22 protein-coding genes are annotated in these 24,726 nt (G+C 27.7%); 17 read left to right on the top strand and 5 right to left on the bottom strand.

Annotation, left to right across the window (positions count from 1 at the left end):
- The first annotated feature begins 13 nt into the window (after positions 1-13).
- Positions 14-391: a 50S ribosomal protein L7/L12 gene (gene rplL, locus RWJ08_RS02030; protein WP_009732800.1), complete on the top strand. Its 378-nt coding sequence runs from the start codon at positions 14-16 to the stop codon at positions 389-391.
- Positions 392-610: 219 nt separating this feature from the next.
- Here the strand turns inward: rplL and RWJ08_RS02025 are convergent, their stop codons facing one another.
- Entirely contained in the window at positions 611-1,399 is a 789-nt protein-coding gene (locus RWJ08_RS02025) for a hypothetical protein (RefSeq protein WP_313960884.1), read from the bottom strand.
- Between the two features lie 10 nt (positions 1,400-1,409).
- Positions 1,410-1,844, bottom strand: coding sequence for a type II toxin-antitoxin system antitoxin SocA domain-containing protein (locus RWJ08_RS02020; RefSeq protein WP_313960883.1), 435 nt, complete (start codon positions 1,842-1,844; stop codon positions 1,410-1,412).
- 240 nt (positions 1,845-2,084) lie between these two features.
- Here RWJ08_RS02020 and RWJ08_RS02015 point away from each other — a divergent pair, with 240 nt between their 5' ends.
- From RWJ08_RS02015 to RWJ08_RS01990, 6 genes are all read left to right on the top strand, one after another.
- On the top strand, positions 2,085-2,423 hold the full coding sequence (locus tag RWJ08_RS02015) for a type II toxin-antitoxin system PemK/MazF family toxin (RefSeq protein ID WP_009372758.1): 339 nt from the start codon (positions 2,085-2,087) through the stop codon (positions 2,421-2,423).
- 16 nt (positions 2,424-2,439) lie between these two features.
- Entirely contained in the window at positions 2,440-3,312 is an 873-nt protein-coding gene (locus RWJ08_RS02010) for a hypothetical protein (protein ID WP_313960882.1), read from the top strand.
- Between the two features lie 16 nt (positions 3,313-3,328).
- Complete coding sequence (locus tag RWJ08_RS02005; RefSeq protein ID WP_313960881.1) at positions 3,329-4,438, top strand: FAD:protein FMN transferase; 1,110 nt, start codon at positions 3,329-3,331, stop codon at positions 4,436-4,438.
- A gap of 300 nt (positions 4,439-4,738) precedes the next feature.
- Entirely contained in the window at positions 4,739-5,338 is a 600-nt protein-coding gene (locus RWJ08_RS02000; RefSeq protein ID WP_009372391.1) for a TetR/AcrR family transcriptional regulator, read from the top strand.
- A 1-nt stretch (position 5,339) separates the two neighbouring features.
- A complete protein-coding gene (locus RWJ08_RS01995; RefSeq protein WP_313960880.1) occupies positions 5,340-7,394 on the top strand; it encodes an MMPL family transporter in 2,055 nt (684 codons plus the stop codon).
- A 14-nt stretch (positions 7,395-7,408) separates the two neighbouring features.
- Positions 7,409-9,739 carry a hypothetical protein gene (locus RWJ08_RS01990; RefSeq protein ID WP_313960879.1) on the top strand — a complete coding sequence of 777 codons (2,331 nt, stop codon included), beginning with the start codon at positions 7,409-7,411 and terminating at the stop codon, positions 9,737-9,739.
- A 75-nt stretch (positions 9,740-9,814) separates the two neighbouring features.
- Here the strand turns inward: RWJ08_RS01990 and RWJ08_RS01985 are convergent, their stop codons facing one another.
- Positions 9,815-10,204, bottom strand: coding sequence for a zinc ribbon domain-containing protein (locus tag RWJ08_RS01985; RefSeq protein ID WP_293438791.1), 390 nt, complete (start codon positions 10,202-10,204; stop codon positions 9,815-9,817).
- A 131-nt stretch (positions 10,205-10,335) separates the two neighbouring features.
- Between RWJ08_RS01985 and RWJ08_RS01980 the strand changes: the two genes are divergently transcribed.
- From RWJ08_RS01980 to RWJ08_RS01955, 6 genes are all read left to right on the top strand, one after another.
- Positions 10,336-11,553 carry a hypothetical protein gene (locus tag RWJ08_RS01980; RefSeq protein WP_313960878.1) on the top strand — a complete coding sequence of 406 codons (1,218 nt, stop codon included), beginning with the start codon at positions 10,336-10,338 and terminating at the stop codon, positions 11,551-11,553.
- A gap of 9 nt (positions 11,554-11,562) precedes the next feature.
- Positions 11,563-12,204 carry a GntR family transcriptional regulator gene (locus tag RWJ08_RS01975; RefSeq protein WP_009372532.1) on the top strand — a complete coding sequence of 214 codons (642 nt, stop codon included), beginning with the start codon at positions 11,563-11,565 and terminating at the stop codon, positions 12,202-12,204.
- A gap of 465 nt (positions 12,205-12,669) precedes the next feature.
- Complete coding sequence (locus RWJ08_RS01970) at positions 12,670-13,047, top strand: GrdX family protein (RefSeq protein WP_009372712.1); 378 nt, start codon at positions 12,670-12,672, stop codon at positions 13,045-13,047.
- A 14-nt stretch (positions 13,048-13,061) separates the two neighbouring features.
- Entirely contained in the window at positions 13,062-14,348 is a 1,287-nt protein-coding gene (locus RWJ08_RS01965) for a glycine/sarcosine/betaine reductase component B subunit (protein ID WP_293438796.1), read from the top strand.
- A 14-nt stretch (positions 14,349-14,362) separates the two neighbouring features.
- Positions 14,363-15,658 (top strand): glycine/betaine/sarcosine/D-proline family reductase selenoprotein B, encoded by a 1,296-nt coding sequence (locus RWJ08_RS01960; protein WP_313960877.1) that lies wholly within the window; start codon positions 14,363-14,365, stop codon positions 15,656-15,658.
- A gap of 84 nt (positions 15,659-15,742) precedes the next feature.
- Positions 15,743-17,086, top strand: coding sequence for a sodium-dependent transporter (locus RWJ08_RS01955; protein WP_313960876.1), 1,344 nt, complete (start codon positions 15,743-15,745; stop codon positions 17,084-17,086).
- 106 nt (positions 17,087-17,192) lie between these two features.
- Here the strand turns inward: RWJ08_RS01955 and RWJ08_RS01950 are convergent, their stop codons facing one another.
- The gene (locus RWJ08_RS01950; RefSeq protein WP_313960875.1) at positions 17,193-18,194 is read right to left on the bottom strand and encodes an asparaginase; all 1,002 of its coding nucleotides are present in this window, start codon (positions 18,192-18,194) and stop codon (positions 17,193-17,195) included.
- Between the two features lie 78 nt (positions 18,195-18,272).
- Positions 18,273-19,715, bottom strand: a complete 1,443-nt coding sequence (locus RWJ08_RS01945; protein WP_313960874.1) for an ABC transporter substrate-binding protein — start codon at positions 19,713-19,715, stop codon at positions 18,273-18,275.
- A 233-nt stretch (positions 19,716-19,948) separates the two neighbouring features.
- Between RWJ08_RS01945 and RWJ08_RS01940 the strand changes: the two genes are divergently transcribed.
- From RWJ08_RS01940 to lpdA, 4 genes are read left to right on the top strand one after another with little or no spacing between them, the layout of a single operon-like run.
- Entirely contained in the window at positions 19,949-20,923 is a 975-nt protein-coding gene (locus tag RWJ08_RS01940; RefSeq protein ID WP_313960873.1) for a thiamine pyrophosphate-dependent dehydrogenase E1 component subunit alpha, read from the top strand.
- Positions 20,924-20,945: 22 nt separating this feature from the next.
- Positions 20,946-21,935 carry an alpha-ketoacid dehydrogenase subunit beta gene (locus RWJ08_RS01935; RefSeq protein ID WP_004833152.1) on the top strand — a complete coding sequence of 330 codons (990 nt, stop codon included), beginning with the start codon at positions 20,946-20,948 and terminating at the stop codon, positions 21,933-21,935.
- A gap of 9 nt (positions 21,936-21,944) precedes the next feature.
- Positions 21,945-22,982: a dihydrolipoamide acetyltransferase gene (locus RWJ08_RS01930; protein WP_313960872.1), complete on the top strand. Its 1,038-nt coding sequence runs from the start codon at positions 21,945-21,947 to the stop codon at positions 22,980-22,982.
- Positions 22,983-22,997: 15 nt separating this feature from the next.
- A complete protein-coding gene (gene lpdA / locus RWJ08_RS01925) occupies positions 22,998-24,713 on the top strand; it encodes a dihydrolipoyl dehydrogenase (RefSeq protein WP_313960871.1) in 1,716 nt (571 codons plus the stop codon).
- The last annotated feature ends 13 nt before the right edge of the window (positions 24,714-24,726 follow it).

Below are 24,726 nucleotides of genomic sequence, written 5' to 3'. Positions count from 1 at the left end.
TAGGAGGTATATTATGGATTTCGAACAAATATTAGAAGCAATTGAAAAATTATCAGTTCTTGAATTAAATGAATTAGTTAAAGCAGCAGAAGAAAAATTTGGAGTTTCTGCAGCAGCACCTGTAGTAGTAGGTGGAGGAGCTGTAGCTGGTGGAGAAGGCGCTGGAGCAGCAGAAGAAAAATCTGAATTTGATGTAATTTTAGCATCAGTTGGAGCAGAAAAAATGAAAGTTGTTAAAGCTGTTAAAGATTTAAGCGGATTAGGATTAAAAGAAGCTAAAGAAATAGTTGACAACGCTCCAAAAGCTATTAAAGAAGGAGTAGCTAAAGAAGAAGCTGAACAAATGAAAGCTAAATTAGAAGAAGTAGGAGCTACTGTAGAATTAAAGTAAGAAATTACTTCTATTATAATTTGAAAATTAAAGGTGGATTTTATATCCACTTTTTTTTATAAAAAATAACTTTACATAGTATTACATATTATATATGTAATATTATTACAATTTTTTAAATAATTCAATAATAAAAATTAAAGTAAATAAAAAGCACAAACAAAATTTATTTTTGCATGTGCTCTAACTAAACAAATATAAGCTATCAAATTTTATTAATTATTTTTCGAAAAATTTACTTAATATTATAAAGCAAGCTATTGATAATATGTAAACAACATTGAGAATAATAATAAATTTATTTTTGATTTTTGCCTTTTTTTCAATTATAACATTTGTTACCATGATATATGTTATATTAGTAAGAACAAATGCTAAAACTAAAACTATGGATAAAAATTTAAATAATCCTACCTTAGCAATATTACCTAAAGTTGCTGTTGAAAAAGTATATGCACCTGTAACAGTTAAAACTATAGAAGAAAATATACCTAATACAGTAATTGATTGCTTTTGTAATTCGTTAATTTTTTCATCAGATTTTTCTTGAAATTCAGCAATTTTTTCATCAGATTTCTTTTGGAATTCTTCTATTTCTTTTAATACTTTTTCTTGGCTGTTTTTAAGATTTTGTAATTGACTTATAGTGTCAGTCTGTGCCTTTTTAAAATAGTTAAGTCTAGAAACATCTAAATTTATATGATCATATAACTTATTTATTCTTTTAGGAAGTTCTTTATCGTCAGTTTTGTTTTCACAATAATCTTTAATAATTTTTATATTTTGAGACAAAATATCTATATTGTATCCATTAGTTTTATCAATTTGAGTTATTACAGAGAAAATATCTGAATAAAAATGTCTAAATTCATTGTTCGAATAGATATTTTTTAATTTGAAATAAAACTTTTTCCTTTCCTTCTCACTTGATAGAACTAACTGAGATGAAGAAAGATTAAAAAGAATATCCTTAAAATTTTTCCTAATATCATCTATTTTTTTTTCCATATAAAAATACCTAACCTATTTGTTTTATAAGGTCAATTGGGATTACTTTGCCATTACCTTTTCCTGAATCATAAACAACATCCCACGCTTTTCCCTTTGAATGAGTTTCTTCTACTAAATCCCAAGGGGCTTTTTCTCTTTTTTCACATACTATTTTATAAATTATATTTTTATCTTCAGGACAAATAGAAATATTGTCATATTCCATAGTAATTTCTGTAGAGCCAAATCCACAATACTGATAATAAACAGAAGGAACAACAGGACCAAATTGCCAAGCTACTATATCATCATCAAATAAAGCAAAATCGAAATCTTTTAAAAATTTTCTTTGGACAAAATATAAAATTTTTTGTAATTGTAAATTACTAATTGGATAATTATCTTTTTCACATTTATCTATTATATATTTAGAAATCTCCAATGCACAATAACTTTTTTTCATATCTCTACCCTCCTTTAATTATATTATACCACATATTAAAAATTAAAAATAGTTTTTCTTTAAGTATTGATTTTTTTAGTTTGTATTAATATAATATTTACAATATACTGGGTATAAAATACCCAGAAATCTATTAATAATGATTATTAAGTATTGATTTATTTTCTTTAAAAATATATAATAAATAGGTAATACTATTTAAGAGGGAGTACTTTTAGTTTTTACTAGAAGAAAATACATATGAAGGTAAAAAGAGGAGATATTTTTTATGCTGATTTAAGCCCCGTTGTAGGTTCTGAACAAGGAGGAGTAAGACCTGTACTTGTTGTTCAAAACGATGTTGGAAATAAATACAGCCCGACTGTCATTATTGCAGCTATAACTTCTCAGATGAATAAAGTGAAACTTCCAACTCATGTTGAAGTTTCAGCGGAATTTGGACTTCCAAAAAATTCTGTTGTATTGTTGGAGCAAATAAGAACTATAGATAAAAAAAGACTTAGAGAAAAAGTTGGCTTTACAGATGAGTTCTTTATGAAAAAGGTTAATGAGGCGCTTTTAAAATCTGTTGGAGTTTAGTACATAGAGGGAAAATATGCTTGAATTAGTAAAAAACATAGATTTTGTAAAAAAAAATAAATTAAAAGTAAATAAAATAAGTGAAAAAGAATTTATTTTGGAAAATAAAAAAGAAAAGTATATTTTAAATCTGTTTCCTTTTGGCAAGTTTTCTAAAATAAGTAAAATTTTCGATTGTTTAAATAAATTATCTGAAGAATTTTCTAATATTTCTTATGAAGATATTGGAATTTTAAATGATAAGTTCTGTTATAGAATTATTCCTTTTGTTATTGATGAAAAAAATAATTTAACTGATGAAGAAGCTTATAATATAGGCTTTAAAATTGGTAGATTTATTTTTGAATATCACAAAAGCTTTCAAGGTTGTGATTGTGGTAGATGGAATAAGCATTACAATTATAGGATAAATAAATTCTTACATAAGTATGGACTAGGAAAGTATAGAGGGAATCTTGATTATGTTCTTTTTGATTTTTTAGAAAGAAATAGATATTGTTTAAATGATAGAACTTGTACTACTATAATTGGAATTAACGGACTTAATGATATTAAGATATTAAAAAACGGAAAGTTTCAAATAATAGAGGAGTATAAAATTTTAAGGTCTGACGCTTACTTTGAGTTTAGAAATTTGAATCTATATTATGATAATAATGCAAACTTACTGACAGGAATTGTAGATGGTTATTTTAATAATAGTGTTCCAAGGGCTTTTTTTAAATTACTAGGAGTATATACTATTATTGAAAATTTGTATGATATTTTTGTTGAAAGTAATGACGTGGAAGATGAAATAATAAATGAAAATATAAAAAAGATTAACGATATTTATGATGGATTTTCGAGTATATATCCTATTTGGTATTTAAGGCAGAAAAAATTTTAGTTAAAGTTGGAGAAATATGAAGAAATTTAATAGAAGAATTATAGGATTATTGTTATGTTGTCTAGTTTTTGGAGCTTGTTCAAAGAAAGAAGAAAATGTTGAAACAAAAAAAGATGTTAAAAATAATGAAAGTGCAAGCTTTAAGAAATTTTCAAAATCTTTTTTTGGCGTTTTTGATACAGATATAGCTTTTAGTGCATATTGTGCAAATGAAGAGGAATTTAATAAATACTATAAAGTATTGGAAGAAGATATGAAAAGATATCACAATCTTTACAATTCTTTTGAAAATGCTAATGAAAATAATATAAAAACTATAAATGATAATGCGGGAAAAGAACCTGTTAAGGTTGATAAAGAAATTATAGAGCTTTTGGAATTTTCTATTGAGAATTATAAAAAACTCTCTGATAAAAATAATATTGCAATAGGAAGTGTAACTTCTCTTTGGAAAGCTGAAAAGGATGCAGCTGTTGATCTTAAGGGAAAACTTCCAGATGATAATAAAATAAAAGAAGGATTAAAACATACCAATATTGACAATATTGTAATTGATAAGAAAAATAGTACGGTTTTTCTAAAAGATAAAGATATGAAACTTGATGTTGGAGCTATTGCAAAAGGTTATTCAGTAGAAAAAGTTATGAATAAGTTAAAGTCAATGGGTTTAAAATCTGCAATAATTTCAGCAGGTGGAAATGTAAAAGCTATTGGAAGTCCTTTAGAAAAAGATAAAAACAAATGGGGGATAGGAATTCAAGATCCTAAGTTTGATTCAGAAAAAGTTGATATAAAAGAAGTCATTTATACAGATGAAACTTGTGCTGTAACTAGTGGAGATTATCAAAGATTTTATTATGTAGGAGATAAAGTTTATAATCATATCATTGACCCTAAAACTGGTTATCCTAAAGATAAAATAAAAAGTGTAACAGTTTTATGTAATGACTCTGGTCTTGCAGATTTTCTTTCAACAAGTTTATTTTTAATGGATGTTGAAGAAGGTAAAAAACTTTTAGAAAAAGTAGAAGGTGCAGAAGCTTATTGGATTCTTTCTGACGGAAGTGTACATTTTACAGAAAAAATGGAAAAAATGTTGAAAAGTAAGGGAGCTACAAATAAATAATAGATATTTAAAGCTAGGATATTATCCTAGCTTTTTGTGTATTTACAAGTATTTGTTAAGCATTTTTACAAAATAATAATTTTATTATTTAATAATTTTTTTGCATAAGAATAATGAATGTAAAAAAATTTTTTTATTGTGAAACAACAAGGTTCCCGGGAACCCACCCGATGCGAAGCATCGTGGAAGGGTGGGGTTCTTATTTTTATTAAAAAAAGGGTTGAACAACGTTCATAAAAGTGTTATAATATTCAATGTGAAAACAATGAACATTGTTCAGTTTATAAAAAGGAGAGAATTATGACTAATATTAAAGATAAAAAAATGAGTAAAGAATATAAAATTATTCAATCTGCGCTTGATTTATTTCAGGAAAAAGGATATGAGAAAACTACGATTAGAGATATTATGTTAAAAACTGAGTTTGGATTGGGAACTTTTTATTTATATTTTAAAAGTAAGCAAGATTTAAAAGAAAAAATAATTTTGGATAAAGCTATTAATTTAGTTGTTCAAGCTGAAAATAAATGTACACAAACTGATCCTATTGAAAGATATACTTGTTTTGTAAATTATATTATAGACTATTTTATACAGAATCCTTTTGATTTAGAGTTAATATCGCATAATATGAGTTGGACTCTATATGCAAAGATTGAGAATGACGAAAGATTTATTGAAGCTGATACAACGTTAAAATTTATACTTAGTAAATATGAAAAGTTATTTTCACATGAATATACTGATTCACAGAAGTTATATATTCTTTCATTGACTATTGAAATTGTAATTTCAACTTGTAAAAGTGCAATGATGAAAGATTCTATTTTATCTATTGATGAAATGAAAGCAGTTTTATTTGAAGTAATTAAAAAAATATTGTTAAATAATGGAGATTAATATGAGAAAATTTGCAAAATTTATTTCACATCATCCAAGACTTGTATTACTTGTTATGACTTTGTTATTGATTCCTTCAATAATTAGTTATAAAAATACTGGTGTAAATTATGATATACTTTCATATTTGCCAGCAGATTTAAATTCAACACAAGGTCAAGATATTCTAGACAAAGATTTTAAAAACTCTGCAACAGGAATGGTAATTTTGGATGGTAGTGATAAAGAAGCCGAAGATTTAAAAAAGGAAATATTGAAAATAGATGGTGTTGAAGATGTTATTTCTAGAACGTCAATAATAGGTGATTCTGTTCCCAGTGATTTTTTACCAGATAAAATTAAAAATATTTTTTATTCAAAAGATAGTACATTGATGATGGTAAAATTTAATGAATCATCATCTTCATTTAAAACCATGAATGCTATTGAAAGTATAAGAAACATTAAATCCAATAAAAAATATCTAAGTGGGGTAAGTTCAATAGTTAAGGATACAAAAGATTTGATAGACAAGGAAACTATAATATATGTAGGATTAGCAATTGTTTTAGGCTTAATTATATTGAGTATTACTAATGAATCTACAGTTATTCCTTTTGTATTTATGTTAACAATAGGATATGCTGTAATTTATAATTTTGGAACTAATATATTCTTAGGCCAGATTTCGTACTTAACCAAAGCAATTGCTGCTGTTCTTCAATTGGCTGTAACTATGGACTATTCTATTTTCTTATATCATAGATATGTTGAAGAAAAGAAAAGAAGAAATAGTAGAAATGAGGCTATGGAAAGGGCGATACAAAATACATTTACTTCTTTGTGTTCGTCATCCCTTACTACTATTGCAGGATTCTTAGTTTTGATTTTAATGAGATTAACATTGGGAAAAGATATTGGTCTTGTAATGGCTAAGGGTGTTCTAATTGGATTGTTATGTACTGTGATTGTCCTTCCACCAATGCTATTAATTGCTGAAAAAGCAGTAAATAGATATAATCACAAAGTTTTATTGCCGTCATTTAATAAGTTGGCAGATTTTGATATTAATAAAAGAAAAATATTAGCAATAGTTTTTCTTTTACTTTTTATTCCAGCGGTTATCGGATCAAATAATACTAAACTATATTATAATTTGGATAGATCTTTGCCAAAAGATTTAGATTCTATTGTTTCATTAAATAAAATGAAAAAAGACTATAATATGGCAAGTACTCATTTTATAATTGTTAAGGAAGATTTATCAAATTCTAGTTTAACTTCTATGATTGATGAATTAGAAAAAGTAGACGGAATTAATAGTGTATTGAGTACACATTCTGTAACTGGAGTTACTTTACCTGCTGAGTTTTTGCCTGATAAATTAAGAGAAAATTTTGTGAAGAATGGCTATCAAATGATAATGATAAACTCAGAATATCAAACAGCATCACCTGAAGTTAATGAGCAAATTAAAGAAATTAGAAATATTATATCTAAATATGATGATAAGGGATATTTAACAGGAGAAGCTGTATTGACAGATGATTTAACAGAAGTTTCTGAAAAAGACTTTAAAATGGTTAATATTGCTTCAATAGTAATTGTTTTTATTATTATAGCTATTGCATTTAAGTCTATAGGAATACCAATTATCTTGATATCAGCAATTGAATTAGCTATTCAAATTAATATGGCAATCCCTTACTTTATAGGACAGACAATACCATTTATTACATCAATAATAATTGGAGTAATTCAATTGGGATCAACTATAGATTATTCTATTTTAATGACTGATAGATTTTTACATGAGTATAGTAAGACAAAAGATATAAATAATTCATTAAGAATTTCTGTAAAAGAAACATCTAAATCAATAGTAACAAGTGCATTATCATTTATGGCAGCTACTATTGGAGTTGGAATTTATTCTAAAATGGAAATAGTGTCTACAATATGTATGTTTTTAGCAAGGGGAGCGATTATAAGTATGTTAGTAATTATAATTTTGTTACCTGCTTTGTTGAGTGTAACTTTTCCATTTATTAAGAAAACAACAAAAAATTTGGCGTAAAGGAGTGTAAGATTATGAATAAAAAATTTCAAAAAGCTATAGCATTAGGTATAGTTTTTTCAATGATTATTGTAAATATTTCATTTGCAGAAGAAAAAAATACTATAAAAAAAAGTGAAACAGTTTATGTAACAATAGACGGAAATGAAGTCAAAGATAAGACAGTATCAGTTTGGTTAAATTCTGATAAAAATATTAATGTTAAAGATAAATCTGATTTAAAAGAAGTTAAGAATTTAAAAAATGATAAAACAGTAACCGAAGAAAACGGGTATTTAAATTGGAATGAATCTGAAAAAGACATATATTATCAAGGAAAAACTGATAAAAATTTACCTGTAGAGTTGACAGTAAAGTATTATTTAGATGATAAAGAAGTAACAAATTCAGAATTGGACGGAAAAAGTGGACATTTAAAAATAGTTTTAAGCTCTAAAAATAATAGACATGAAACTAAAAGTGTAAATGGGAAAACTCAAGAAGTTTATTCACCTTATATTGTTGCTACTGCTATGGTTTTTGATGATGAAAAAGTGAGTGATATAAAATCTGATGACGTTAAGATTATTAAAGATGGCAAAAACCAAATTGTTACCTCAATTTTAACTCCTGGATTAAAGCAAAATTTTGATAGCATTAATAAAGATAAAGATTTAAAAATATTTAAAGATTCAATATCTTTAGAAATGGAAATAAAGGATTATAAGCCTATTGAAATTTATTCAGTTATAACAAATGAATTCTTTCAAGAAAAGAAAAATTTAGACTCTATTGATAATTTAAAAGATGGAATACAACAATTAGAAGATAATTCTCAAAAATTATTTGATGCTTCAGTAAAATTATCTGAAGGACAAGAAAAATTAAATAATGGTATAGGTCAATTGCAAGGAGGAGTAAAACAAATATATTCAGGAACAGAGAAATTATCTAGCTCAATGGAAAAAATTAAAGGAAAATTTGATTCTTTAGCACCAAAAGTTGGAGTAATTCAAAATTATATTTCTGAAATGTATAATGGTAGTTTACAACTTTCTAATGGAGTTAATAATTATATTGGTGCAGTTAGTAAAATAACTGAAAATGTTGAAAAAATTCAAAATGGAGCAACTTTAATTGACAAAGGTTCAAATGATTTGGATAATGGAGTAGAAAAATTAAAAAATGCTACTGGAAAAATGAAGGAAGGTAGTAAAAAAATTGACAATTTAATCTCTCAAAAAGATGAATTATTAAATAAATCAACTCAGTTATCTCAAGGAATGAGTAATTTAGGAGCTAGCTATGGAAAGATTGTTTCTGCTATAGAAGAAATGTCTAAAAAGTCTATACAATTAAAGAATTCAACTAAAGAATTTAATACAAAAATACATCAAGTTGAAAATTCAACTAAGAGTTTAAATTCTAATATTTCTTTAGAAAATGATATTAAAAATTTAGAAGCAAAAGCAAATAATATTCAAAAAGTCATTGATGATTTATCAAACAAAAATAAAGATGGAAGTTTGACATCTGAGATATCTATCCTAAATAAAACAAAAAATGACTTGTTAAATGAATCAAAAACTTTGAAAGCAAAACAAACTGGTTTATCTAAAATAAATACTTTAGCACAAGCTATGTCAGAACTTGCAAGTAATTCTGATAAACTTTTAAAAGCAAATTCTGATTTATCTGATGGTTTATTAACTGTTTATACTAAGATGAATGAATCAAAAGCTCAACTTGAAAAATCAACAACAGATTTAAATGCAGGTCTTTCTAAAATTGGAGAAAGTATGAAAGGTGATGATTTAAAAGTTTTGAAATCTTCAATAGAACAACTAGATGGGGCAACAGGAAAAATAAAAACAGGAACTGAAAGTTTAAAATCAGCTACTAATCAAAATAAAGTTGCAATGGGAATGTTACAATCAGCGATGAGTAAATTAGATGAAAATTCTAATTCTTTAAAGAATGGTTCTGGGCAATTAGCTAATGGGTTAGGTGAATTTAAAACACAATCTCAAATTTTAAACTCATTATCTCAAGTCAAAGAACAAGCTATTATTCCATTCTCAAACGCTATTAATTCACTTAATGAAGGACTTAAAAAAATGGATTCAAGTACTGATCAATTAAAAGAAGGTAGTGATAAATTGACTTCATCACAAAAAGAATTTAGTTCAAAATTAGGAGAATTTAAACAAAAGGGAATTGATGAATTAGAAAATAAAACAAAAGAAGTAAATGAATTTAAAGATATTTTAGATATAATGCTTTCTATGTCAAAACAAGATGCCTCATTCAGTGGAACAGATGATAACTTTGACACAAAATCTAGAATTATAGAAAAAATAAAATAAAAGTTATAATAAAAAGATAAAAACCCCTAAATACATTTTATATGAATTTAGGGGTTTTTGTGTATCAAATTTACTCTAGCTTTTTTTTATTTCTTCATATTTACAATTTGGACAAATAACTTTAATCTTTCCTTTTCCTTTTGGAATTCTAAGTTCTTGTCCACAATTTTTACATTTAAAATATTTGTAATTTTTTCTATCCTTAGATGAAAATTTTAAAAGTCTGGAGTATATTGGAGAAATTAGATTAAAAAATTTTAGTTGCTCCATTGCTCTTTTTCTTTTATTTTTAGATAACATCCTAAATAATGCAATTGAAAATAAAATAAAAGAGGTTAACGTGAGAACTTCACTCTTCTTAAATAAATTTACAACTGCAAATCCAAGTGATAGGTAAATTATAATATTATTTAAAATATCCCAACCATATCTATCTTTCATAAAATTTAGAAATCTCTGTTTCATAACAATCTCTCCTTAAAAATTATTCAACTAATTTAGTTATACCACAAAAAATACTTATATTAACAGTTTGATATTGTTTGTAATTTATGATAAAATAAAAAAGATGATTTGATTGTTGATAGAGGTGTTTTATGGAAAATTTTGGATTAAGTGTTAAATTTCAATACGATATTGATGTTTTTTTAGAAAAAATCGACGAATTTGCCGAAAATGATAATTATGGTTTTTCACTAGAAGAAGTTGATGGTGAAATGATTTTAAATTTTGAAATTCTTCCTTATCTGTCTTTGAATTTTAAAATTGATGATTTTATTGAAATGAAAACAGAAACTTGTTACTATGGAGCAGGCTATCATACCCTAGTTGTAAATTTTGTTAATGAATTATTTACATTCTTAGGATGTAAATTTGAAATAAAAGATGATACAGGTTTCTATAAAGATAATAATTTTGAAAAACTTAATGAACTATATAATAGGTGGTTTAAAGATAGAGTAGAATTAATTTTAAATAATAGAGATAGTATTAGAATTAGATCTGTATTTATGGATAATCAAAAAGCTTTTCCTATAACTACTGAAGATTATGTTTGTACATATTTAGGAGTAATGACTTTGTCCGAGTTTGAAAACTTGTATACAAAGGATATTGAAGAACTTAAAAAAAGAGTTTTACTTTTTAACGAACAAGTAATAGACCCTTATTCTGATGAAAATTACCTACTTTATCATGTTTGGAATAATTTAAAAGATTTAACATTAGTGGATGATTTTGATGAAAGATTATCTATGGTTATGTTTATGTTTGAAAACTTAATCGAAAATAATGTACTGATCCATCTACCACAAAAATATTCTAGAGAAATATATAAATACTTAGGGGTTAATAAATTTTCAACATCAAATTTTGCATACAGAAAAGTTAGATATGAAGTTGGATATCATTTTTATGATAAATTTTTAAAGGATTTGGATTTTTCATTAAGGATACCAAGCTGGTTTGAATATAACAATAAAATTAAAGGTTATTTAACAACAGATAATGCTATATTTTTGAGTGAATATAGCAGTTCAGATGGCTTTGTTTTAGATGAAAAGTATCTATCTGAAAAAAGTACAGAAGATTTTAAAATTTTAATTTCTGATACAATTAACGAAAAAAAATTCTTTTTAGGATTTGACGATTTAGATGATGAATATGGCTATGTTTCACGACAAAATCAAAATGATATGAATTGTGAGGAAACAACTTGTCAGATTGTTGATGTAATAAGAAATAAAATGTATGAAATATGTGTTTTAGGAACTGAATCATTAGATGTAATTAATCATATGATTGGGTTAATGTAGGAGTTTTTTATGGATAAAGTAGGGAGAACAAAAGAGGATATTTTTAATGTTTTAAAAGATAGAATTGTAACTTTAGAATATGAACCTGGAAAAATACTAAATGAAATTGAATTATCTGAAGAGTTTGGAGTAAGTAGAACACCAATAAGAGCTGTATTTCAACAATTAGAGGCTATAAAATTAGTTGATATTGTTCCAAGATATGGTGTTCAGGTTGCAACACTAAACTTTTTAAATATTAAATCTCTATTTGAAGTTACAAAAGTTTTAGATCCACTTGCTACGAAGCTTGCAGTTTCAAAATTAACTGATGAAGATAAAAAAAGACTTAAAGAAATAGTTTCAACTTTAGAAACATATGATACAACAAAAGATTATCAAGAAGCAATTTTGCTAGATGAAGAATTTCACAAAATTGTTACAAAATCTTGTGCGAATCCTTGGCTTATAGATATATTATCAGATTTGCATTGTCAAACGGAAAGATTATGGCATTATTGTGATATATATTTTAGTGATATGGAGATTTTTACTAGAACATTTAAAAAGATTGTGGAAGCATTTGAAAATAAAGATGAAGAAATGGCTGAAAAATATGCAAAAGAGCATATTGAGGATTTTGTAGAAAAAATAAAATCAGCATTATTATAATGATTTGAAGTGATTAGATTTACTAATCACTTTTTTTATTGTGAAACAACAAGGTTCTCGGCTACCATTTGATATGAGGTGTTGTGGAGGAGTAGAATTCTTGATTTAATTTATAGAATAATTTTAAAACTATTTAGGAGTTGTTCAATTTCTAGTAAATTTAATTTTAAATAAATTAATTTAAGAAGTTAATTATTCCAATATAAATAAATTTAATTGTTAAAAAATTAAATAAAAAATTTAGCATTATATAAATTTTGTTATTTATTACATTTTTGCAATTTTTCTCTATGAAAAAGTAAACTTTCATAAAATTTTTTTATAGTAACAATAATTGCTAAAAATCAATATATAATGAATAAATATTAACTATTTAACATTTTCATTCATAAAAAAACATATAAAATACTTTTGAAATACTTAAAAGAATATATTATAATACATCTAACAAAGGAAGTGATTTATTTGAGTTTAAAAATTGTATCAAATAATTCTTTAGTAAAAGAAAAATTTGATTGTGTTGAATTTGTTGATGGAAATTATATTGATGTTTTAATTGCTACAAGAGATTTAATACATAAAGGATGCTCCTTAGTAAGTCATCCTTTGCCAGCTAGTATCAGAATGGTTTTTTCTTCAATTAGAAGTATTGTGATTGAAGACGGTAACGGTTTTGATGAAAATAGCACATTAATCATTGAAGAAGCAATTGACAAATATAATTTAACAATGAAGAATAGAAATGTTGATTTCAAAAATGTTAAAGATTATGAAATTGTCGATTTAACACTAGTTGAGAGTGCATTGGAAGAATATAAAGCACTTAGCAAACTGGAAAAATAAGTGGAGGTGGTATTTTGAAACTTCAAATGAACAGAATCTTCATTAAGGATTTGGCATTTGGTGAAGAAACTAAAGTAGAAAATCATACTTTATTTATTAACAAAGAAGAAATAGTTAATGAATTAAAGAAAGAACCAGGAGTTAAAGATATTGATATTGACTTTGCAAAACCTGGCGAAAAGGCAAGAATTATACCTGTAAAGGACGTTATTGAACCTAGAGTAAAAATTGAAGGGGCAAAAGGATTTGCAGGAGTTACAACAGATGTTGCTCAATTAGGAGAAGGTGTTGTAAATGTTCTTTATGGAGCAGCAGTTGTTACAATTGGAGACATTGTAGGTTTCCAAGAAGGTGTTATTGATATGTGGGGAGAAGGAGCAAAATGGACTCCATTTTCTAAGACATATAATATCGTTGTAGATATTAAAGTTGTTGATGGATTACATCCACATGAACATGAAGAAGTTGTTAGACTTGTTGGACTTAAAGCAAGTGAATTAATCGGTGAAGCAGGAAGAAATGCTAAGATTGATGAAACTGTTGAGTATGGCATAGGTGACAACGATGAAGAAACCAAAAAATATCCTAATTTACCAAAGGTAGTTTATGTTGAAATGTTAATTTCACAAGGATTACTTCATGATGGATATATTTATGGAACATGTACAAGACAAACTTTACCTACATTAATTCATCCAAATGAAGAATTAGATGGAGCTGTAATAAGCGGAAACTGTGTTGCTGCATGTGATAAGATTACTACTTACCAACATCAAAATAATGCTTGTATCTTAGATTTATACAATAGACATGGAAAAGATATTAATTTTGTTGGTGTTGTATTAACTCCAGAACTTACAACTTTAGCAGGAAAGTTCAGATGTTGTGATTACACTGCAAAACTTTGTAAACTACTTGGAGCTAATGGTGTAATAGTAAGTGAAGAAGGTTACGGAAACCCTGACTCAGACTTAGTAATGATTTGTACAAGACTTGAAAAACAAGGTATTAAAACTGTTCTTGTAACAGATGAATGTTCAGGTTGGGATGGAATGAGCCAACCATTAACAGATACATCAAAAGAATCAGTTGCTGTTATTTCAACAGGTAATGTAAGTCATGTTGTTCATTTAGAAAAAGCTGATAAAGTATTAGGAGATTCAGAAGCTATTGCTAATTTAGCTGGTGGCTGGGATGGAGCTTATAATCCTGAAACTGGAACTCTTGAATGTGAATTGAATGCCGTTATAGGAGCTACTTCCGAAATAGGTTATCACAATGCAACTGTTGAATTATACTAAGAGGGGTGAGAGTTTTGAGTAAAAAAGTATTATATTATATCAACCAATTTTTTGGACAAATTGGTGGAGAAGAAATGGCTCATGTAGCTCCAACTTTTGATGAAAAAGCAGTTGGACCTGCAATGGGTTTTGAAAGAAGTTTAGGACAAGACGCAAAAGTTGTTGGAACAATTATTTGTGGTGATAACTTCTTTAATGAAAATTTAGACGAATCTTTAAAATTTATAAAAGAAGTAATGGATAAAGTTAATCCTGACATTGTTGTAGCAGGACCTGCATTTAATGCTGGTAGATATGGTATGGCTTGTGCTGGAGTTGCAAAATTTGTAACAGAAAATTACAATATCCCAGTTGTTACAGGAATGTATGAAGAAAACCCAGGACTTGACGCTTGTAAGTCAATCGCTTATGTAGTTCCAACAGGAAATGTTGCTAGTTCAATGGGTAAAGCACTTCCAGTAATGGGAAAATTAACTTTAAAATTATTAAATGGTGAAGTTGTTAAACCTTTAGTAGATGGATATTTTGCTCAAGGTAAGAGACTAACTGTTTTATCTGAAAAAATTGGTGCTGCAAGAGCAACTGATATGTTGATGAAGAGATTAAGAGGAGAAGAATTTGAAACAGAACTTCCAATGCCAGTATTTGACAAAGTAGAACCTGCAAAAGCCATTGCAGACTTATCAAAAGCTGTTATTGCAGTTGTTACAAGTGGTGGTATTGTTCCATTAGGAAATCCTGACAAAATTCAATCAGCATCTGCACAAAAGTGGGGTAAATATGATATTTCTGCTTTAAACGAATTGGGAAAAGATTATTGTACAATACATGGTGGTTATGACCCTGTTTATGCAAATGAAAAGCCTGATAGAGTAGCTCCAGTTGATATTCTTAAAGAGATGGAAAAAGAAGGAAAAATTGGAGAAGTTTATAAATATTTCTATACTACTACTGGAACAGGCACAGCAGTTGGAAATTCTATTAAATTTGGTGTAGAAATTGGTAAAGAATTGAAAGAAGCCGGAGTTGACGGTGTTATACTAACTTCTACTTGAGGTACTTGTACACGTTGCGGTGCAACGATAGTAAAAGAAATCGAAAGATATGGTATTCCAATTGTTCATATGGCTACAATTGTTACTATTTCAAAATCTGTAGGAGCAAATAGAATCGTGCCTACAGTTGCAATTCCTTATCCTGTAGGGGATGCAAGTTTAGAAAAAGATAAAGAATATGCAGTTAGAAGAGATTTAGTTGAAAGAGCAGTTGACTCTTTAGCAACAACTATAAATGAAGCAAAATTTTTCTAGAGAAAAATTTGTTATAAAATACATTCCACTTACAGACTATTCTGTAAGTGGAGTGTTACTCTAAAATTATAGGAGGATAAATTTATGGAAGAAAACAGAAGTAATTGGAATAGTAGGTTTGGTTACATTATGGCTGCAGCTGGATTTTCAATTGGTCTTGGAAACGTTTGGCGTTTTCCTTACCTAGTTGGAACAAACGGTGGTGGAGCATTCGTATTGATTTATTTAGCTATTTGTATAGTTATTGGGATTCCTTTGTTTTATATGGAAGTTACTTTAGGTAGAAAAGCAATGGCAAGCCCAATAGTTGGTATGAGAAAGTTAACTAAAAAAGGAAGTCCATGGGTAAGTTTTGGATGGCTTGGAGTTTTAAGTGCATTCTTCATTTTAACTTACTACATAAATATTATGGGTTGGATAATGGCTTATATTGTTAAGATGATTACAGGATCTATGAAAGGATTTACTGCAGAACAATTTACAGCTAACTTCAATGATTTGATGGCTAGCCCAACTCAGTTATTATTCTGGACATTTGTTTGTACAGTAATAATAGGAGTCATAGCTGCTAAAAACTTAAATTCAGGTCTTGAAAAAGCTTGTAAGTTTATGATGCCAGCATTATTTATTATGTTAATTATAGTAGTTATAAGATCCGTAACATTACCAGGAGCTGGAGAAGGTATTAAATGGTATTTAAATGTTGACTTCTCAAAAGTAACTCCTCAAACATTTCTTACTGCATTAGGACAATGTTTCTTCTCAGTTGGTATAGCTAGTGGTGGAGCATTTGTGTATGGTTCATACTTAAAGAAAGATTCCAATATTCCTGAAGACGGATTAATGGTAGTTGGATTTGATACATTAGCAGCATTAATCGCTGGTTTTGCAACATTCCCTGCAGTATTTGCATTAGGATTAAAACCAGATTCTGGTTCTAACTTATTATTCGTAACAATGTCAAATGTATTTATGAATATGCCATTTGGTCAAGTATTCGGATTTATGTTCTTCTTACTAATGTTCTTCGCAGCATTATCAAGTGCTTTAGGATATTTGGAACCTATAAGCTCATCATTTTCAGATATGCTTAAATTATCTAGAGCTAAAGGTACTATATATGCTTTAACATCAATCTTTATAGTAGGACTTTTCACAATATTTGGATTAAATATAATGAGTGGAGTTAAAATCTTAGGAAAGAATTTATTCGACTTTGCAGATTATCTATCTGGGAATATAATGATGCCACTTGGTGCGATAGCATTAATACTTTATGTATTATTCGTTTGGAAATTTGATAACTTCAAAGAAGAAGTTAATGTAGGAGCTAAAGGACTTAGAGTTCCATCTTTCTTCAAACCAATAGCTTATTTATTACCAATAGCATTAATAATTATATTTGTTGCAGGTTTAGGTATATTTTAAATAAGAACTAGAGATATGTTAATTTAATACACAACTCACCTATAAAATTTATTAAAAAACTCAGGCATGTTGATTGCCTGAGTTTTTTGTGTAATATTATAATTTTTTAATTCTCATTAAATATCATATCATTATTTATTTTTGTATAGAATAATTTTTTTACAGTATCAAAATCATTATTGAAATTTCCTAGAATCCACATTATTTTTGTAACTGTTGCTTCTGTAGTCATATTGTGAGATTCTAAATAAGATATTGTGCTTATTCTCTTTCCAACTTCGTAAACTCCAACATCAGAACCTTCTTGTGGTACTTGAGTTGTCATTATTATTGTCTTTTGATTATTGTATTCTAAAATTAGTTTCTTTAGTTCTGTTTCTATTGTTTTTGGAATTCCGCCAACGCCAAAACTTTCTATTATTATTGCATCGTAGTTTTTGAAAATTTCAGGTAGAATTTTAGCAGTCATTGAAGGAATTAGTTTTAATACAAAAACATTAGTATTTAATGAGTCATAAAACTTAACTTCTTTATTTTCATCTTCATTGTTTATATATCTATAAATTTTTTCATCTTGCATAATTGCTAGGAATGGAAAGTTTACAGATGAGAAAGCGTCAAAGCTTTTAGTTCTTTCTTTTCTTGCTCTTGTTCCAGCAATTACTTTTCCGTCAAAGACAATGCTTACACCCTTTGAACTACTTTTTGACGCATATAAAAGACTATTTAACAAATTATTTTTTGCGTCCGTTATATGCATATCTATTGACTTTTGAGAACCAGTTAAAACAATAGGTTTTTGACTATTTTGTATTAAATATGATAAGGCTGAAGCAGTATATGCCATGGTATCTGTTCCATGAGTTATAACAAAACCGTCATATTTTTCATAATTATTTTTTATTTCATCTTTTATTCTTAACCAGTGTTCAGGTTGCATATCTGTTGAATCTACGTTTAAAAGATTTATTGTATCTATTTCGAAATCCAATTTTGTAAAATTTAAATATTCTAGTAATTTTTTTGAATTGATTTTTGGTGTCAAACCTTCATCAGTTGGCATTGATGCTATTGTTCCGCCTGTTGAAATTAATAAAATTTTTTTCATAACCTAAACCCCTATATAATAATTTTTTTATCAGATATATTATATCATAAAATATAAATATTAAGATATAAATTCTGATTATTGTTTTAATAAATTTTTTATCAGCATTAGTCCATTCGGACTTACATATAAGCCTTGAATATTGTTGTGAACAAGTACTGAAAACGAACGTTTATATAATGGAAAAATGAGATTATCTTTTTGAATCTCTTGAATTGAAGTATACATTTTCGAAAAGTCATCATTTTGTAAATAATGATTTATATAGTATTTAATATCCATTTCATCAGTTGTACCTATATTAAATGTTGAATGTGTAATTGATGCATTGTTATCACCTGTAATACTTACTTTTATTCTGTATTTATCAATCCATTCCTTAGACAATGAAGCCAAAATTCTTTCTGATAACTTTGTTCCATTATGTTTTAAAGTGAGAATTTCATTTTGTAAATTTGAAGATTTTACAATTTCATCAAATTCATTTTTTAACTTAGAAATTTGATCTGAAACTAAGTTTTCTTTTTTTAATATAGGTTCAGAATTGTTGTACAAAATGAATTCTGCTAAAAATTTAGAATCTATTAGAGTTTCCAAATTTTTTCTCAAAGTGTTATTTTGTAACATTTTATTTTCTGTATCTAGTTTTAGAAATTCAAAAATATTAGTTTTGAAATTTAAAAGTTCAGGCTTTTTACTTGAGTCAAGACGTCTTTCATAAGGGATTTCATAAAATGGAAGACCGAAAAAGTCAATTTGTTTTAAGTCGAAAAGTTGATAAGCTAATATCTCATTTTCTACTAATTTCAAAGTTACTTTTTTAATCTTTGTATTTATATTATCCCAATAATTTTCATTTTGTTCTAAAATTATTTCTTCATCGGTGTAGCTTTTTAATTTAAAAGCACTATTAGTAATAAGATTTTCTTTGTCAATCTTACTATCTTTTTTAGTAGGGAACATAAATACATTTGAAAGAATTTCATCAAAGTTTTTAACAGGATATTCCATATTGACTTCTATGGTATTTTTATCTGTAATCGTAATTCCTTTAAATTCATTTGATTTTATTTTTCCATCATATAATTTTTTTGCATCTTTAATAAAAAATAGTTTAAAAGCATTAGGATTATTATTTTCTTTATTTATAATACTAATCCAAGATTGTACATAATCTTCTGCAGTAATATCTGATCCGTCAGACCATTTTAAATTATCTCTAAGCGTAATAGTCCACTTTTTAAAATCTTGACTTTTTTCAATACTCTCAGCTTGATTTAAAGCAACTTTTCCATGTGATGAATATTCAGTAAGTCCTTCAAAAAGTTGAGATACGACTGAGTCATTATTTAAACTATTTGATAATTTGGGATTAAAATTATAATCTTGTTTTTTAATAGCAGTTATTATTTCTGTATTTGAAGTTTTAGAATTATCATTTTGTTTTTCTTTTTTGCTATTTGAGCAGGACACTAGAATAAATGCTATTAATATTAAAAATATTTTTGAAAATTTTTTCATAATATTCTCCTTAAAATTTTTCTAACAGATATATTTTATCATAATTATATAAAAAATAAAATAATTACAAAAAAGTAATAAAAAAATAAAAGTTATAGTGATTTAAATCACAATTATTAAATTTCTAAAAATTTATTGTTAAAAAATTAAATAAGTTTTGATATATCTTATTAATATGAGGTAAATACATAATACAAAATAATAATTTTGATATTTAATTTTGGAGGTTTATTGTGAGTAGTTCAAAAAAATTAACAAAAAAAGAACTTTTGGAAATGTATGACAAAATGTTACTTATAAGACATTTTGATATGGAACTTAGTAAATTATATTCAAGAGGTTTTATTCATGGAATGACACATTATTCTGTTGGAGAAGAAGCTGCGAATGTAGGTGCTATTTATCCCATGAGAAAAGAAGATTTAATGTATTCAAATCATAGAGGACATGGTCAAACAATTACAAAAGGTATTGATATAAATAAAATGATGGCAGAAATTTTGGGGAAATCTACTGGTCAATGTAAAGGCCGTGGAGGCAGTATGCATCTTTACAATTTGGAAGTAAACAATATGGGATGTAATGGTATTGTTGGCGGTGGACATGGTTTAAGTACAGGTGCTGCTCTTGCTCAAAAGATGAAAAAGACAGGAAATGTTGTTGTTTGTTGCATGGGTGAAAGTGCTACAAATGAAGGAAGTTTTCATGAATGTTTAAATATGGCATCAATATGGAAATTACCTTTAATATTTTATGTAATAAATAATAAATATGGTATTTCAATGTCTCAACAAAGATCAATGACTGTTGAAAGGGTTGTTGATAGAGCAGAGGCTTATAAAGTGAAATCAATTTATGTTGAAGATGGTAATAATGTTTTAGATGTTTATGATGCTATGAGTGAAGCACTTGATTACGCTAGGGAAGGTAATGGACCTGTTTTGGTTGAAGCGAAAAGCTATAGATGGTTTGGTCACTCTGCTTCAGATGCAGGAAAATATAGAGATAAAAAAGAAGTTGACGAATGGAAAGAAAAAGATCCAAATGTTGCATTTAAAAAATATTTGGTTGAAAATAAAATTGCGACTGAAAGTGAACTTGATGAAATGGAAGAAAGTGTAAAGAAAGTAATCGCTGATGCAATAACATTTGCTAAGGAATCACTTTTAGCAGATGAAAAAGATGCTTGTACTGACAATTATGCTTAATATTATTTAATAGGAGAAGATTATGGCTAGTGAAATAAAGATTATGACTTTGCGTGAAGCAATAAAAGAGGCGATGTCCGAAGAAATGCGTAGAGATGAAAATGTATTTTTAATGGGAGAAGATGTTGGTATTTTCGGAGGAGATTTCGGAACTACTGTCGGAATGCTTGAAGAATTTGGAGAAGAAAGAGTTAGAGATTGTCCTATAAGTGAAGCTGCTATAGCAGGAGCTGCCGCAGGTGCAGCGTCTGTTGGAATGCGCCCTATCGTTGATTTAACTTTTATGGATTTTGTTACAATAGCAATGGATGCTATAGTAAATGAAGCTGCTCCAATGAGATATATGTTAGGTGGAGAAGTAAGTGTTCCAGTTGTTTATCGTTGTGCGTCTGGATCTGGTACTGGAGCCGCTGCTCAACACTGCAAGGCTCTTGAATCATGGTTCTGTCATATTCCGGGATTAAAAGTTGTTGCTCCTGGAACAGTGAACGATGCTTATGGAATATTAAAAGCATCAATAAGAGATAATAATCCAGTAATTTTCATTGAATCTAAAGCCCTTTTTGGAAGAAAAGGCGAAGTAAAGATTGGAGAAATCGTTGAAATTGGAAAAGGAGAAGTTAAAGTTGAAGGCAAAGATGTAACTTTAGTTTCTTGGGGAAGAATGTTAGAAAGAGCTTTACAAGCAGCTGAAGAATTAAAAGCTGAAGGAATTAGTGTTGAAGTTGTTGACCCAATAACATTAGTACCTTTAGATGAAGACTTGATAGTTGAATCTGTTAAGAAAACAGGAAGACTTGTTCTTTGCCATGATTCATTTAAAACAGGTGGATTTGGTGGAGAAATTTCAGCTAGAATTGCTGAAAGTGATGCTTTTGATTATTTAGATGCACCAATTTATAGACTTGCTGGAGCCGACACAAATATACCTTCTGCTAAAAACTTAGAAGCAGTAATTGTACCAAGTGTTGAAGATATTAAAAATACAATTAGAAAAGCAGTTAATAGATAGGAGGAAATTATGTCTGATATAAAATTAAGAGCAACACCTGCTGCAAGATTTTTATCTAAGCAAAATAATATCGACTTATCATTGCTAAAAGGAACAGGCCCTAAGGGAAGAATTCAAAAAGAAGATGTTTTAAATTTTAAAAATTTTGGAATTATTAAAGTTTCTTCTCTTGCTAAAAAAATTGCAGAAGTTGAAGGTGTTGATTTAACTAAGGTAACTGGAACTGGAGTTAATGGTAAGATTTTAAAGGAAGATGTTTTAGAATTTCTAACAAATAAAGATGTAATTTCTACAGAAAAAGCAGTTGAAGAACAACAAGTTGAAACTCAAGAAGTTAAAAAATCATATGGTGAAGTTGAAGAAGTTCCAATGTCAATGATGAGAAGAACTGTTGCTAAGAGAATGAGTGAAAGTTATTTCACAGCTCCAGTTTTTGTAGCAAATATAGAAGTTGATATGACTGAAGTTAAAAACTTAAGAGCTAATATTATGCAACAATTAATTGATGAAACAGGATATAAACTTACTATTACAGATATAATTTCTTTAGCAACTGTGAAGAGTTTAATGAAACATCCATATGTAAATTGTAGTTTATCAGCCGATGGAACTAAAATTTTACTTCATAAATATGTAAATCTTGCTATGGCTGTTGGTCTTGAAAGTGGACTTTTAACTCCGGTTGTTAAAAATGCTGAGAAAATGAATTTAAGAGAACTTATGATTTCATTAAAGGACTTAACTAAAAAAGCTGTTGAAATGAAATTAGAGTCAGAAGAATTAGAAGATAGTACATTCACTATTAGTAATTTAGGAATGTTTGGAATTGATTCTTTTGCTCCTATTATAAATCAACCTAATAGTGCAATTTTAGGTGTAAGTGCAACTGTTGATAAACCTGTTGTAGTAAATGGAGAAATAACTGTAAGACCTATTATGAAATTATCAATTACTGTTGATCATAGGGTTGTTGATGGAATGGAAGCTGCTAAATTTTTAAATACTTTGAAAAATTATTTAGAAAATCCTATTTCAATTTTAGTTTAGTGTGAGGAGAAAATTATGTTAACAGAAGTAATAATGCCAAAAGCTGGTAGTGAAATGGAAGAAGGTCAAATTGTAAAATGGCTTAAAAAAGAGGGAGACAAAGTTGAAGCTGGAGAAATAATTCTAGAAATTATGACTGATAAGGTTAATATGGAAATTGAAGCTGAAGCTTCAGGAACTTTGCTTAAAATTTTAAAACAAGATGGAGAAATTGTTCCGGTTATAACAACTATTGCATATATAGGAGATGAAGGAGATGTTATTCCTGAAACTGCTTCAGCACCAGCTAAAGAAGAAGTTAAGGAAGAAGTTAAAGCACAACCTGAAGAAAAAGTTGTTGAAGTTAAAGCTGAAACTAAAAAAGAATTAAAAGACGGTGAATATGATGTTGTTGTAATTGGTGGAGGCCCTGCAGGTTATTATTCAGCAATTAAAGCTGCTCAAAAAGGAGCAAAAGTTGCAATAGCAGAAAATAACAAATTTGGTGGTACTTGCTTAAATAGAGGATGTATTCCAACAAAAACATATTTACAAAATGTTGAAGATTTAGAAAGAATTAAATCATCAAGCAAAAGAGGAATTATTTTAGAAAATGATAATGCTACTATTGATGTTGCAAAGGCTTTAAAATTCAAAAATTCTATAGTAAAGAAACTTACTGCTGGTGTTGAATTCTTATTAAAGAGCAATTCAGTAGAAATGTTTAAAGAAACAGCTTATATTAATTCAAATGGAAATGTTACTTTAGAAAGTGGAAAAGAACTTGTATGTGGTTCTGTAATTTTTGCTGGTGGATCTAAATGTGTTAAAAATATTAAAGGTTCAGATAATTCAAATGTTATAGATACTGATGAAGCTTTGGATTTAAAAGAAGCACCTGAATCATTAGTAATAATTGGAGCGGATTATATTGGAGTTGAAATGGCTCAAATATTCAGTTCTTTTGGAAGTAAAGTAACTGTTGTTGAAAGAAAAGAATCAGCAATTGAAGTTGTAGATTCAGAAGTTTCTTCAATTTTAATCAAGTCTTTAGAAAAATCAGGAATTAAATTTATCTTTGGTAAAGAAATTACAGAAATTTCTGGAGAAAAAGTATTAGCAGGTTCAGAAGAAGTTGCTAGTGCAAAAGTAATTTTACTTACAACTAGAGAAGCTGATTTAACTGCATTAAAAGATGTAAAACTTGAAGTTTCAAATGGAAATGTAGTTGCTAATGAAAAAATGCAATCAAGTTTAAAGAATATTTATGTTCCTGGAGATGTTAATGGTAAAAATCTTCTTGCACATACTGCATTTAAAATGGGATATATTGCTGCTTCAGAAATAGTTGAAGGCAAATCAGACAAGTACAATAACAATATTATTCCAAGAGCAATTTACACATATCCTGAAATAGGTAGTGTAGGTTTAACTGAAGAAGAAGCTAAAAAATCTTATGATGTTAAAGTTGGTAAATTCAATTACAGTGCAAACGGAAGGGCTTTAGCTCACGGGGATTCATCAGGAATGGTTAAGATTATTTCTGATGCAAGATATGGAGAAATATTAGGAGCTCATATTGTTGGACCTAGAGCATCTGAATTGATTAATGAAGTTTCAGTTTTAATGCAATCAGAAGTTATTGTCGAAGAAGCAATTAAAATGGTATTTGGACATCCAACTTTCTCAGAAGCAATCTATGAAGCGATTGCTGATGTAGAAGGAGTTAGTGTACATTTACCTAAAAAGTAAAAAAATATAACTA

Origin of the sequence: uncultured Parvimonas sp. (assembly GCF_963524015.1) — a bacterium.
Lineage (GTDB): Bacteria > Bacillota > Clostridia > Tissierellales > Peptoniphilaceae > Parvimonas.
Note: the sequence above shows the minus strand (reverse complement) of the source record. Positions and strands in the feature narration are given on the sequence as shown.